This window comes from Sphingomonas oligoaromativorans (assembly GCF_011762195.1).
In the GTDB taxonomy this organism is placed as follows: Bacteria; Pseudomonadota; Alphaproteobacteria; order Sphingomonadales; family Sphingomonadaceae; genus Solisphingomonas; species Solisphingomonas oligoaromativorans.
This window is the reverse complement of record NZ_JAASQK010000004.1, coordinates 199,790-213,160: the sequence shown is the minus strand read 5'-3', so window position 1 is coordinate 213,160 and position 13,371 is coordinate 199,790. Positions and strand designations below refer to the sequence as shown.

General features: G+C 65.4%; 11 protein-coding genes. 5 read left to right on the top strand and 6 right to left on the bottom strand.

Annotation, left to right across the window (positions count from 1 at the left end; genetic code table 11):
- Positions 1-27 precede the first annotated feature (27 nt).
- The 3 genes from FHS98_RS09680 to FHS98_RS09670 all read right to left on the bottom strand — a co-directional run bounded on the left by FHS98_RS09680 (position 28) and on the right by FHS98_RS09670 (position 5,591).
- Positions 28-3,204 (bottom strand): TonB-dependent receptor domain-containing protein, encoded by a 3,177-nt coding sequence (locus tag FHS98_RS09680; protein ID WP_243847952.1) that lies wholly within the window; start codon positions 3,202-3,204, stop codon positions 28-30.
- Between the two features lie 295 nt (positions 3,205-3,499).
- The gene (gene ahcY / locus FHS98_RS09675; protein ID WP_167103605.1) at positions 3,500-4,909 is read right to left on the bottom strand and encodes an adenosylhomocysteinase; all 1,410 of its coding nucleotides are present in this window, start codon (positions 4,907-4,909) and stop codon (positions 3,500-3,502) included.
- Positions 4,910-5,030: 121 nt separating this feature from the next.
- Positions 5,031-5,591, bottom strand: coding sequence for a YqgE/AlgH family protein (locus FHS98_RS09670; protein ID WP_167103602.1), 561 nt, complete (start codon positions 5,589-5,591; stop codon positions 5,031-5,033).
- A gap of 97 nt (positions 5,592-5,688) precedes the next feature.
- Here FHS98_RS09670 and FHS98_RS09665 point away from each other — a divergent pair, with 97 nt between their 5' ends.
- Complete coding sequence (locus FHS98_RS09665) at positions 5,689-6,651, top strand: glycosyltransferase family 2 protein (RefSeq protein ID WP_167103599.1); 963 nt, start codon at positions 5,689-5,691, stop codon at positions 6,649-6,651.
- 77 nt (positions 6,652-6,728) lie between these two features.
- Positions 6,729-7,205 carry a peroxiredoxin gene (locus FHS98_RS09660; RefSeq protein WP_167103596.1) on the top strand — a complete coding sequence of 159 codons (477 nt, stop codon included), beginning with the start codon at positions 6,729-6,731 and terminating at the stop codon, positions 7,203-7,205.
- Positions 7,206-7,243: 38 nt separating this feature from the next.
- Here FHS98_RS09660 and FHS98_RS09655 read toward each other — a convergent pair whose 3' ends face one another.
- The 3 genes from FHS98_RS09655 to FHS98_RS09645 form a co-directional block, all read right to left on the bottom strand.
- A complete protein-coding gene (locus FHS98_RS09655) occupies positions 7,244-8,452 on the bottom strand; it encodes a GGDEF domain-containing protein (protein WP_167103593.1) in 1,209 nt (402 codons plus the stop codon).
- Between the two features lie 67 nt (positions 8,453-8,519).
- Complete coding sequence (locus tag FHS98_RS09650; protein ID WP_167103589.1) at positions 8,520-9,287, bottom strand: alpha/beta fold hydrolase; 768 nt, start codon at positions 9,285-9,287, stop codon at positions 8,520-8,522.
- Positions 9,268-9,714, bottom strand: a complete 447-nt coding sequence (locus FHS98_RS09645; protein ID WP_167103587.1) for a GFA family protein — start codon at positions 9,712-9,714, stop codon at positions 9,268-9,270. Before FHS98_RS09645 ends, FHS98_RS09650 begins: the two co-directional genes overlap by 20 nt.
- Positions 9,715-9,791: 77 nt before the next feature.
- Between FHS98_RS09645 and FHS98_RS09640 the strand changes: the two genes are divergently transcribed.
- From FHS98_RS09640 to FHS98_RS09630, 3 genes are all read left to right on the top strand, one after another.
- Positions 9,792-10,205 (top strand): VOC family protein, encoded by a 414-nt coding sequence (locus FHS98_RS09640; RefSeq protein ID WP_167103584.1) that lies wholly within the window; start codon positions 9,792-9,794, stop codon positions 10,203-10,205.
- Positions 10,206-10,389: 184 nt separating this feature from the next.
- On the top strand, positions 10,390-11,580 hold the full coding sequence (locus tag FHS98_RS09635) for an MFS transporter (RefSeq protein WP_167103581.1): 1,191 nt from the start codon (positions 10,390-10,392) through the stop codon (positions 11,578-11,580).
- A gap of 130 nt (positions 11,581-11,710) precedes the next feature.
- A complete protein-coding gene (locus FHS98_RS09630) occupies positions 11,711-13,312 on the top strand; it encodes an inorganic phosphate transporter (protein WP_167103578.1) in 1,602 nt (533 codons plus the stop codon).
- Positions 13,313-13,371 lie beyond the last annotated feature (59 nt).

Here is a 13,371-nt window from a genome sequence, read left to right as displayed (position 1 = left end):
ACGTTTCCATCGGCCCCATCCAACATGTCAGAACTTCGCAGTCGCACCGATATAGAAGAAGCGACCGCGGTTATCGTAGATGCCGCTGCCGCCACCAACGCCGGTGAGGCCATAGGGCGGAAGCTTGTTGGTGACGTTATCGATGCCGCCGTAGAAATTGAACTTCTCGGTCGCATCGAGCGACAGCCGGATATTGTGGTACCAGACCGCCTTGTAGAAATCGAAGTTCGTATAATCGGCATTCTGCGGCGGGCGCCCGCCGACCGAACGAATGTCCTCGATCGCATCCGGCACCATCTTTCCGATATAGCGGACTTCATAACCGAAGGTCACCGACCCCTTCTTGAGGTCGATATTCAGGTCGCCCTGCCACTTCGGATAGGACAGCTCATAGAGCAACTGATCGGGCCGGGACGGATCGTCCGGGAACAGATACTGATTGTTCTCGATATTGTACGAAACGGTCCCGCGAAGGGTCATCTGGAGGCCATTGCCGAAGCGATGGTTATAATCGAGCTGCATGTCGATGCCGGACGACTTCAGCTTCGCATAGTTGAGCAACGTCTGCTGAAGCGTGCCGTCGGCGACGGAATAGCTGATATCCTGGCCGCCGACGATCGTTCCGGCCGGGTTGCGCTGGAACAGGCCGCAGAACTGATTATTCAAACTTGCCGCGTCATAGCAGGCATTGACGATATCCTGGGCCTCCGGCGCGGAGATGACCTTGTTGACCGTGATATTGTAATAATCGACGCTCAGGCTCAGGCCCGGAACGAAGCGCGGCTGAAGCAAGGCACCAAACGAATAGGAATCCGAGGTTTCCGCCTTCAGATTGGGATTGCCGCCGCTCAGGATCTCCAGCGAGGCGTCATAAGTGTAGTTGTAGGACGTCGGAATGCCTGCCGCCGCGCAATTGGCAGCGCGGGTCGACGTGCCCTCGCCGATATGATCGGCGGCACAGGGATCTTCGAATCCCGGCGCGAAGTTCTGCGTCTGGACACCATAGGCCTCGGTCAGCGCCGGTGCGCGCACCGCCCGCGAATAGTTTCCGCGGAAGGTGATGTCCTTGATCGGCGACCACTGACCGCCGCCATTATAGGCCCACACCGTGCCCGCCGCGCCCTTATAGTCCGAAACGCGGAAGGCACCGTTCAGGAGCAGCTTGTTGAAGAACGGCCGATCCCTGAGGATCGGAACCTCGACCTCGCCGAACGCTTCCTTCACTTCGAACGCGGGCGGATCGAAGGTCGGGATGGCGTTCAGGAAGGTGACGCCCGACTGCACATATTGATCGAACGCCTGATACTGCGTCTCGCGGCGATATTCGCCGCCAAGAGCGAAGCCGATCGGCCCGCCGGGCAGTTCGAACCACTTGCTCGAGTCGCCGCTGATCGAGCCCGTGATGTCAAGCTGATCGGCACTCGCGACCGAATAGGTCCGCGGCGTCACATAGGCCTTGGCCGCCGCGCTCATGGCGTTGGCGCCGAACAGGTTCAGCGGAACGCACTTGGCGATGTCGTCGGCCAGGAAGGATTCTCCTCCCGGCACCGCCGTCGCCGAACTCGGGTCCAGCGTCGAGCGGCACACGATATTGCCGCTCGTCGGATCACGCACGGCGTCGATCGCCAGCAGATAGCGCTGAACGTTCAGATTGCCGCGATTGACGTTGTGTTCCTTGAAGTGGCCGTAATTGACCGAGAAGTCGTACGAGAATCCACTGCCCAGATCGCCCCGGACACCACCGACGATGCGATAGAGATCACGCTTCGTATCGTCGACGCGGCTGCCGAGATCGACATTGTTGCGATTGAGATAGAAGCCATATTCATCGGCATCATTGATGCCGTCGCCGTTATCGAGCGTGCCATCCGTATAGATTGACCGGATGACGCCACGCGCCTGATCCGTCAAGAACGGGTTGTTAATCGAGAAGATATCGGTGTCGCCAAGACTGCCGCGCGCCATGAAGCTCGGCCCCGACTGCCCGCCGATCACATGATTGTGGACATATTTCGCCTCGATATAGGGGACGAAGGCGTCGCTCACCTCATAATGGCCGAGGAAGTTGGCGATGATGCGCGACTGGCTCGGCACCAGATAGAGCTGGTCGCCATCGCGGAAGGTCGAGCCGTTGCCCCCCTGGAAACTGTTGTGGGAAAGCCCGACGCGCGTGCCCGTTTGCGGGATGAGCTGCCCATCCGGCGTAAAGATGTAAGGCGTGATGACCGAGGTGTTGAAATTCTCGACCGTGCCGCCGTTGCTGTAGATCGCCGACCGGAGATCCGAGAAATACTGATAGTCCGGGATGCCGTCGCTGCCGTTCACGGCGGATGCCGGATCGCTGTCGACCTGCACGAAGCCGCCACGATGCGAATAATGCGCGCGATCGGATGCCAGAACGGGATCCTGCTTCGCATATTCGACGTTCAGCGCGACGTTGCCGCGATCATCGGAGAAATTCTTGCCGGCAAGGGCGCTGACATAATAGCTGCCGCCGTCCTTATACTGGCTGAGGCCGCCCTGCCCGCGCACCTGGAAGCCATCATAATTCTGCTTCAGGACAAAATTGACGACGCCGGCAATCGCGTCCGAACCATAAACGGAAGACGTGCCGCCGGTTTCGACGTCCACGCGCTCTATCAGATCGGTCGGGATCGTATTCAGGTCGACTTCGGTGCCGGTCGAAAGCAGCGCGGAAGTAACCTGGCGGCGACCATTGATGAGCACCAGCGTGCGATTCGTCCCCAGGCCGCGAAGATCGGCGAGGTTCAGACCCTGCGTGCCGATAAAGCGAGTCGAGTTCGAACTGTTGAACGTGCTGTGCAACTGCGGGAGCTTGTTCAGCACGTCGCCCAGATTGACGTTGCCCGTCTGGAAGAACTCAGCCCCGCTGATCGACGTGATTGGCGCGGGAGAATCGATATTCGGCCGCTTGATACGCGATCCGGTGACGATAATGCCGGATCCTTCGACGGCCGCGACCCGCGTCGCGGTCACGCATCCTGCCAGCGAAGGATTCTTGGCGCATTCCTCTTGCGATGGAGCGGCGGCCGTCGTCGCGCCCGCCTTTGCGTCAGCCGCCGCGTTGGCAGCCTGATCCACCTGCGTTTCCTGTGCGAACACAGGCGTCGCAACGGCCATCGCCAACCCCAGCACCATCGCCGAACGCAGCGAAGTCTCATGCAAAAGCCGACTTTTACGCATAGCCACCCCCTTGGCTTGACAATTTCCCCTGAGAGCAAGGCTAGCGCGAGTGCTTCCGCAAAACAGCCGTAGTGAAACATGGTTCTTCACATTGGAAACAACCTGTTACCGATCAGCAACAGAACGGACATAAGGCTGTTTGATATGACAATAAGCGGGACTGGCGATGCTGACTGCCGCCCCATCATGTCACAGGCGAAACGTATCCGATTTCGCGCGTGGACAAACAAAAAGGGGCGGCCTTGACGGCCACCCCTTCCCGGCTCGAAGAGCCCTATTCGTCTGAGAGACGGTCTCAGTAGCGATAATGGTCCGGCTTGAACGGGCCTTCGGTCGTCACGCCGATGTAAGCGGCCTGCTTCTCGGTGAGCTTCGAGAGCTTCACGCCCAGCTTGTCGAGGTGAAGGCGCGCCACCTTCTCGTCGAGATGCTTCGGCAGGACGTAGACCTGCTTGGCATACTGGTCGCCGCGCGTGAACAGCTCGATCTGCGCGATCGTCTGGTTGGTGAAGCTCGCCGACATCACGAAGGACGGGTGACCGGTGGCGTTGCCGAGGTTCACCAGGCGGCCCTTCGACAGGACGATGATCTTCTTGCCATCCGGGAACTCGACCTCGTCGACCTGCGGCTTGATCTCGGTCCACTTCATGTTGCTGAGGCCGCCGATCTGGATCTCGCTGTCGAAGTGGCCGATGTTGCACACGATCGCCATGTTCTTCATCGCGCGCATGTGGTCGACGGTGATGACGTCGGCATTGCCGGTCGCGGTGACGAAGATATCGGCGCGCTTGGCGGCCTCTTCCATCGTCACGACCTCATAGCCTTCCATCGCGGCCTGGAGCGCGCAGATCGGATCGATCTCGGTCACCAGAACGCGCGCGCCGCCGTTGCGGAGCGATGCGGCCGAGCCCTTGCCCACGTCGCCGAAGCCGGCGACGGCGGCCACCTTGCCGGCGAGCATCACGTCGGTGCCGCGACGGATCGCGTCGACCAGCGATTCCTTGCAGCCATAGAGGTTGTCGAACTTCGACTTGGTCACCGAGTCGTTGACGTTGATCGCCGGGAAGAGCAGTTCGCCCTTCTTCGCGATCTCATAGAGGCGGTGGACGCCGGTGGTCGTCTCTTCCGACACGCCCTTGATGGTGGCGGCGGTGCGGGTGAGGTAGCCCGGCTTCGCGGCGATGAACGCCTTCAGCGCGCGCTGGAACTCGATCTCTTCCTCGTTCTCGGGCGGCGGCAGCGTGGCGCCGGCCTCGATCTTCGCGCCCCAGAGCACGAACATCGTGGCGTCGCCGCCATCGTCGAGGATCATGTTGCAGGGCTCGTCACCCCAATCGAAGATGCGGCCGACATAATCCCAATATTCGGCCAGCGTCTCGCCCTTGATGGCGAAGACCGGCACGCCCGACTGCGCGATGGCGGCGGCGGCGTGATCCTGGGTCGAATAGATGTTGCAGGTCGCCCAGCGGACCTCGGCGCCGAGCGCGGTCAGCGTCTCGATCAGCACGGCGGTCTGGATGGTCATGTGCAGCGAGCCGGTGATGCGCGCGCCCTTGAGCGGCTGCGACGCGCCATATTCTTCGCGAAGCGCCATCAGGCCGGGCATCTCGGTCTCGGCGATCTCGATCTCCTTGCGGCCGAAAGCGGCAAGCGAGAGGTCGCGGACGACATAATCGGCGATGGGCTGAACGGAGGCAGTAGCCACGGAAAAAGCTCCCGGAGTCTGGGGCCGGCCCAGCGACGTGCGGCCGGCAGCAACCCGGCCACTAATGCCTGACCGGCGGGGACGCAAATATAAAGATGTCTTTATATGTGTAACGAGCCCGTCATGCGCGGCCCGAGCTGCTCGACAGCAGACGGACGTCCACGCCCGCCGAGGCGAAGCCCGCGCTCCACCGGCGCGATGCCTCGCCTTCGAAAATGAGCCGTTCGTCACCGCGCACGTCGAACCAGCCATTGGCGGCCACCTCGTCGTCGAGCTGCCCCGCGCCCCAACCCGCATAGCCAAGCGCCGCCAGCCAGCGCGACGGCCCGCGCCCTTCGGCCAGCGCCTTCAGCACGTCGAGCGTCGCGGTCAGCCGCCAGCGGCCGGCGACATCGACGCTGCCCTCCCCAGCCCAATCGTCGCTGTGGATGACGAAGCCGCGATTGGGCTCGACCGGTCCGCCCGCGTGCAGCGGCGCATCCGGGGCCTCGCCCGGATCGAGATCGAGCTGGCGCATCAGCGCATGGAGCCCGATGCCCGGAACATAGGCGCCGATGCCGATCCCCAGCGCGCCGCCCTCATCGTGCGAGCACATCGCGATCACCGCATGTTCGAAACGCGGATCGCCGATCCCCGGCATCGCGAGCAGAAGCTGGCCGACAAGAAAGCGCGGATTATCCATGCTCCATGCTCTACCGCGATGAGACAGTTCGGTCCACGCCACGCGCGGATGACAGCTTGTTCACGAGGCGGAACGACCTATCGGTGCTAAACCGAGAATGACCATGAACGCCCCCCCTCCCGCCGTATCGGTGATCGTCCCCGCCTGGGGAGTCGCGCATCTTGTGGGCGAAGCGCTGACTTCGCTCCAGGCCCAGTCCTTTGGCGACTGGGAAGCGATCGTCATCGACGACGGCGCCCCCGACGACGTTGCCGGCGCGGTGGCTCCGTTCGTGGCCGCCGATCCCCGTATCCGCTTCCTCGCGACCGGGAACGGAGGCCTCTCCGCGGCGCGCAACCGGGCGATCGCCGCGTCCCGCGCACCGCTGATCGCTCTTCTCGACGGCGACGACCAGTATGCCCCGGACTATCTGGAGCACATGGTCGCGGCGATCCGTGCCGCGCCCGATATCGGCATCATATCCTGCGATGCGATCTATTCGGGCCAGCCATCGCGCGAGGGGCGCCGCTTCTCCGAATATCACGGGCAGGCAAAGCCGCCGACGCTGGCGGGCCTGCTCGATCGCAGCTTCAATGTGTTCGTCGCCGCGATCATGCGACGGGAGGCGTTCGACGCGACCGGCGGCTTCGACGAAAGCCTGCCCGCCGCCGAGGATTTCGACTTGTGGCTCCGCATCGTCGAACAGGGCTGGCGCATCGCGCAGGTGCCGGAGCCGCTGGCGATCTATCGGCGCCGGCCGGGCTCGCTCTCCTCGGCGACGCGCCAACTCCGGCTGGCGACGGCAAGGGTCTATGAGAAAGCGGCCGCGCGCCTCGCCGGGCGGCCCGAAGCCGCCATCGCCACGGCAATGATGGAGCAGATGCGCCGCGAGGCCGGTTGGGCGGAGGGCGAGGAACTCGTCCTGACCGGGCGTACGTCGGCGGGGCTCAGCCTCCTCCATCGCCACCGGGCGGGCGGGCGCTCCCCCCGTTGGCGGGTGATGATGGGGCTGTTCCGTGCCGTGCCTCCGCTGGCCGGGCCGGTGCTCCGCTGGCGGCGTCGGCGCGAAGGCGATATCTGAGCTTGGCGACCGTCCGCGCGCTGCGCTAGGCGGAGGCGGTTTCGCCGCACTTGCGGCCCAATGAGAGGACGCTCCCCATGACGATCCAGATCGGCGACACGCTGCCCGACGCCAGCTTCTCCACCATGACCGCCGATGGCCCAGAGCCGATCGGCCGCGACTTCTTCGAGGGCCGGACGGTCGCCCTCTTCGCCGTTCCGGGCGCCTTCACGCCGACCTGCTCGGCGCGCCACCTCCCCGGCTTCCTCGACAAGGCGGCCGATCTCAAGGCCAAGGGCGTGGACGCCATCGCCTGCACCTCGGTGAACGACGTGTTCGTCATGGGCGCCTGGGGCAAGGCCAACGACGCCGAGGCGGTGACCATGCTCGCCGACGGCAATGGCGATTTCGCCAAGGCGGTGGGCCTCACCATGGACGGCTCGAAATATGGCATGGGCACGCGCAGCCAGCGTTACTCGATGCTGATCGAGAATGGCGTGGTGAAGCAACTCAACGTCGAGGCGCCGGGCGAGTTCAAGGTCAGCACGGCGGACCATCTGCTCGGCCAGCTCTGAACGTCAGGGCGCGGCCGGGTCTCGCCGATCCGGCCGCGTCAGCCGACGGCCTTGCGGAGCTCTTCGGCCGTCCACTGCTCGTATCGCGCGGTCTTACCCGCCGGAGTCCGCGGGCAGAGCGTGATCCGGTCCCGCCCGTCCATCTTGGAACGATAGAGCGCCTCGTCCGCGCGCTGGATCATCTCGCGCAGCGTCTCCCCCCGCCACAGAGACGCGATACCGAAGCTCGCCGTCACGCTGCCGATCGACAGAAGATCATGCACCGCCGGGGCAAGGCCGCCGCGCGCCGTCTCCATCACGGCCACCGCCTCATTCCCGTCCGTATCGGGGAGCAGCAGGACGAACTCTTCCCCGCCCAGCCGTCCGAACAGGTCGCCCGGCCGGAGCATCGCCGACATATGCGCCGCGAAGCGCTGGAGGACGAGATCGCCCACCGCATGGCCGAAGCGGTCGTTGACCGTCTTGAAGCGGTCGATATCGGCGATCACCACCGCCAGCGGACGCCCATCTTCCGTGCAGCACGCAAGAAGCGGCATAGCCGCCTCCTCGAACCCGCGCCTGTTGAGGATGCCGGTCAGCGGATCGCTTGCGGCGATCTGCCGCATCCCCTCGGCCAGATCCGCCGCCAGCAGGAACATGGCGAAGAGCCCGACCCCGAACAGGCCGGTCGGCACGCCGGTCAGGAACAGCAGGCGATAGAGATCATCGCCCGCGTTGCCGCCGAACAGCGCGAGCAGCCCGAGCCCCGTGGCATAGGCCGCGAACAGCGCCAGCATCCAGAACGCCGCGCCGCCCGTCGCGCGGCGGCCATCATGGCCGGACTTGCGCAGCGACATCGCGGAAACGACCATCATGGCCGCGCAGAACAGCAGCACCGCCGAACGCTGCACGCCGGAGCTGGCAGCCTCCCACATGGCAAATCCGACGAACAGGATGGTGATCGCTGCCGCCACCATCATCGCGTCCAGCCGCAACGGCAGCCCCGCCCTCCGCCGGAAGCCCAGCGCGATGAGCGCGAAGCTGCCCACCGAGCAGACCGCCGACATCAGGGTCAGGCTAGATCCCGCAGGCAGGAGCCATATCTTCAGCAGATTGGCCGTCCAGTTCGCTGCCGACAGCCCATAAGCCAGCGACCAGAATGCCGCATGAGCCTCCTGGCCGAAGCGCCGCCACGCGACCGCGAGCGCGATGCACAGCAGCAGACTCGTCGCGCTAAGGCTGAACAGGATGACCCCGGCCGATTCCATCGGCGACCTATCGGGCCGGGCCGGTGAAGGAATCGCTAATCTTTCGCCGGCCCGCCCGGAGAGAGGATCATTCCGACAGGAACTCCGCGATGGCGATGCCAAGCTCGGGCCGGGTGACCGCGCTCATATGGTTACCGGGGATGACGCCGTGCCGCCCATGCGGGAGCAGATCCGCCAGCGCCTCGGCCGAGCCATTGTCGTCATCATCCTTTCCGGCCACGATCAGCACCGGCATGGCAATGGCCTCCACGGCCTCGCGCGGCGTGTCGGCGAAGGTGTCGAGCACGTTGAGCAGCGCCACCGGATCGCCCTGCACCGTCTTGAGGAAGGCTTCCGTCAGCCATTCGGGCGTGCCGCGTTCGAAGCTGCCGAGGTTGGTCAGCACACGGCGGAAATAGCCGCCCCGCCCAGCGGTGTTGAGGATGCCGTCCAGCCCCATGCCGGCGACGATCGCCCGACCCGGCTTCGCGCCCCGCGCCAGCATCCGCATCGCGGTTCGCCCGCCCAGCGAATAGCCGCCAAGATCATAGTCGGTCAGCCCGAGATGCTCGATCAGCGCAAAGCCGTCGTCGGCCAGCGCATCATGCGGATAGGCGGCGGGGTCGTGCGGCCTGGCGCTGTCGCCATGGCCGCGCAGGTCCGGCATGATGACCCGATAGCCCCTGTCCGCGATCTTCCCGGCATGGCCGTAGCGCACCCAGTTCACCATCGCGGTCGAGAAATAGCCGTGGATCAGCACCAGCGGCCGGCCCTCGCCCATCTCGCGATAGGCCAGCTCGACGCCGTCGAAGCTGTTGAAACGGTGGATGGGAAGTTCAGTCGGGGAGCTTGCCAATGGCCTTGATCCAGCGGTCGACGGCAGGCGCATGTTCGTCGAGGCGCTTGCCGGGAAGTTGCGAGGCATCCATCCACGCCGGCAGCGCCGTCTCGATCGAGAAGTTCGAGGTCGGGCGGAAGCGGGATGGATCGTCGAACGAGCCGACGGTGAGGTCCATATTCTCGCCGTCGAGGAATTGGAAGCCGAGCGGCGTGCCGCAGGCCGAACAGAAAGGCCGTCGCGCGATCGGCGAGGACTGATACCAGTCCGGCGGACTCGCGGTCCACATCACGTCGGCGAAGCGGACATTCTTGAAGGCGATCGACACCCCGCCCGTCGCGCGCCTGCAATAGTTGCAATGGCACAGATAGGCCTCGTCGGAGTCGATGGGCACCGCATAGCGCACCCGCCCGCACTGGCATCCGCCGGTCATGATTTCAGGCATCGGCTTTCGCCCTCCGAACGCTAAGATGATGCCGCGCAAGCGATGGCCACCCAAGCGGCCGCCACAAGGAGCAGGATATGAGCAAGCTCATCTTCATCAACCTTCCCGTCACCGATCTCGACCGGTCGAAGGCCTTTTACGAGGCGGTCGGCGCCACCAACAACCCCGGCTTCACCGACGAGACCGCCGCGTGCATGGTGCTCTCCGAAACGATCCACGTCATGCTTCTGACCCATGACAAGTGGCGCCAGTTCACGGATCGCCCGATCGTGGACGCACGCCAACAGGCGCAGGTGCTGCTCTGCGTGTCGGAAGAAAGCCGCGAGGCCGTCATCGCCAAGGTCGACAAAGCGGCGGCGGCCGGCGGCCAGCCCGATCCCACGCCGTCGCAGGATTATGGCTTCATGTTTGGCCGCAGCTTCGAAGACCCGGACGGCCATATCTGGGAGGTAATGTGGATGGACCCGAACGCCGCGCCCCCGCACGCCTGATCCACGGAAGCTGCGCGGAGTCCCTGCGCTTCTATGCGAAGACGCCGGGCGGCACGCCCAAGCATCTCGGCCGCATCCTGCACGCGCGTCTCGAACGGGACGGACGGGCTTCGTAACGCCCGCGAACCGGATCGGGCATTTTTGCCATGGCGCTCGCCCGTCCGCCCGGAATAGGGGGAGCGCCATGCAGAATGCGTGGAGTCGGATCGTCGGTTTGTGGCTGGTCGGCGTGCTGGCCGCGGCCCAGCTTGCCAAGATGTCATCGCTGGCGCCGATCCTGCGCGAAAGCTACGGCCTCACCCTGCCGCAGACGGGGCTGCTGATCTCGCTGCTGGAGGTGGGCGGCGGCCTGTTCGGCTTCGTGGCGGGGCTGGCGCTGGGCCGGGTGGGCACGCGGCGCTTCCTGCTCGCGGGGCTGGGGCTGCTCGCCGCTTCCGGGATGCTGGAAGGCATCGCCGTCAACGCGGCGCTTCTTTTCTCCGCCCGCGCGGTCGAGGGCATCGGCTATCTGCTGGTCGTGACCGCCGCGCCGACGATGATCGCCGCCATCGCCAGCGACGCCCAGCGCGGCACCGCGCTGGCGCTGTGGAGCAGCTTCGTGCCGGTGGGCGTGGCGTTCGGCAGCGCGGTCACCGGCCTCGCGCTGGAGCTGACATCCCCGCGCATCATCATGCTGGGCTGGGCGCTGGTGCCCGCGGGCATCGTCGTCGCGCTGCTTTCGCGAAAGGCAGAACGTGCGGGCGCCCGCCCCCGGCTGGAACTGCCGGCGCTGAGCGGCTGGGTGTCGACGCTGAGCTTCGGTTTCTACACGACTTATATCTGCGCCTTCTCCATGCTGCTGCCGACCTTCCTGATCGAGCGGATGAGCGTGCCCGTCAGCGTCGCGGCGGCGATCACGGGCGCCGCCTCGCTGTCCGCGCTGGCGGGATCGGCCTATGCGGCGCGGCGGCTCCATCGCGGGCTGGAGGACATGCGCACGGTGCTGCTGCTGATCGCCGCCAGCCTCGTCGCGAGCTGCCTGCTGGCGCTCATCGTCTTCGCGCCGCCGCTCGCCAGGCTTCCCGGCGCGGCGATCCTCAGCGGTGCGGCGGCGATGGCCTGCATGGTGGCGAGCGGGATCGCGCCGCCCCTGATCTTCGCGCGGCTCCCCCGGATGGCCGGCGCCGAGACCGCCGACAGCCCCCGCATCGCCACCGTCAACGGCCTCCTCACGCAATTCGGCGCCGGCGGCGCGCTGATCGGGCCTCCGCTCGGCGGGCTGGTGGTGACGCGCTGGGGCTGGCCGGCGCTGGGCGAGGCCATGACGCTCCTGGCGTTCGGGATGCTGGTGACGGGCGTGCTGGCCGAACTGCTGGGACAGCGGACCCGCCGATAGGGAATGGGCTACGGCGTCCATCGGGAACAACATCCCAAAACACGACGCGCCACCCAAGGTTAACATCGACCGCCAAACTGTCACATCGCCGCATTAGCGATAACCCGGAGAACTCTGGGGAGACAGCGTCATGGCGACGATGGCGGAGACTCGGGTGTCTTCGAGACCCGATCTTGAAAAGGGCCTGGGAACAGCCGGGGGAATTGGTTTCGGTGCTGCGGTCCTCGCGGCGATCCTGTTCGTGGCGTACAGCGTCTACACGGACGCGGCGGCGGCCGGGGTTCAGGCGCGCGCGGTGCTGCCATTCGTGATGCTGTTCATCGCGCTGCTGATCGCGCTCGGCTTCGAGTTCGTGAACGGCTTCCACGACACCGCCAACGCCGTCGCCACGGTGATCTACACCAATTCGATGCCGGCACATGTCGCCGTGGTGTGGTCGGGCTTCTTCAACTTCCTCGGCGTGTTGCTGTCGACCGGCGCGGTGGCGTTCGGCATCGTCTCGCTGCTGCCCGTCGAGCTGATCCTTCAGGTCGGATCGGATGCCGGCTTCGCGATGGTGTTCTCGCTGCTGATCGCGGCGATCATCTGGAACCTCGCGACCTGGTATCTTGGCATCCCGTCCTCCAGTTCCCACACGCTCATCGGCTCGATCATCGGCGTGGGCGTGGCCAACGCCCTGCTGCACGGGCGGGGCGGCACCTCCGGCGTCGAATGGGGTCAGGCGCAGAACATCGGCTGGGCGCTGCTGCTTTCGCCGCTGATCGGCTTCATCGCATCCGCGCTGCTGTTCTTCGTGGCGCGCGGGACGATCCGCAACAAGGAGCTTTATAGCGAGCCCAGGGACGGCCTGCCGCCGCCGTGGTGGATCCGCATCCTTCTGGTCTTCACCTGCACGGGCGTCAGCTTCGCGCACGGTTCGAACGACGGGCAGAAGGGCATGGGCCTCATCATGCTGATCCTGATCGGCACGGTGCCCACCGCCTATGCGCTGAACCGCGCGGTTCCGGCACATTATGAAGCGCAATTCCACACCAGCTCGGTGGATGCCCAGAAGGCGCTGACCGCCCGTGCCGGCGGCGTCGCCCCGGCGGCGGACGCGCGTGCGGCCGTGACCAACTTCATCGCCAACAGGACGCAGACGCCGGATACCGTCCCTTCGCTCGCGGCACTCGTCGGCGATATCGACCGGCAGGTGACGGGCTACGGCACGATCGCCCATGTGCCGAGCACGCAGTCCAAGAACATGCGCAACGACATGTATCTGGCGTCGGAGGCGATCAAGCGCGTCTCCGCGAACAAGAGCGCGGGCTTCAGCGAGGCCGAAGGCAAGGCGCTGACGGCTTACAAGGGCTCGCTCGACAAGGCGACGCGCTTCATCCCGACCTGGGTGAAGATCGCGGTGGCCTTCGCGCTCGGCCTCGGCACGATGATCGGCTGGAAGCGGATCGTGGTGACGGTGGGCGAGAAGATCGGCAAGTCGCACCTCACCTATGCGCAGGGCGCCTCGGCCGAGCTGGTGGCGATGGCGACGATCGGCCTTGCGGACACGTTCGGCCTGCCGGTTTCCACCACCCACGTCCTGTCCTCGGGCGTGGCCGGGACGATGGCGGCCAACCGCTCCGGGCTCCAGATGTCGACGATCCGCAATCTGGTGCTGGCCTGGGTGCTGACGCTGCCCGTCTCGATCCTGCTGTCGGGCACGCTTTATGTGATCCTGTCGCGGATCTTCTGAGCCTCAGGCCATGGACAAGAGAAAGGGGCGGTGGCCGAAACCACCGCCCCTTTTTCGCG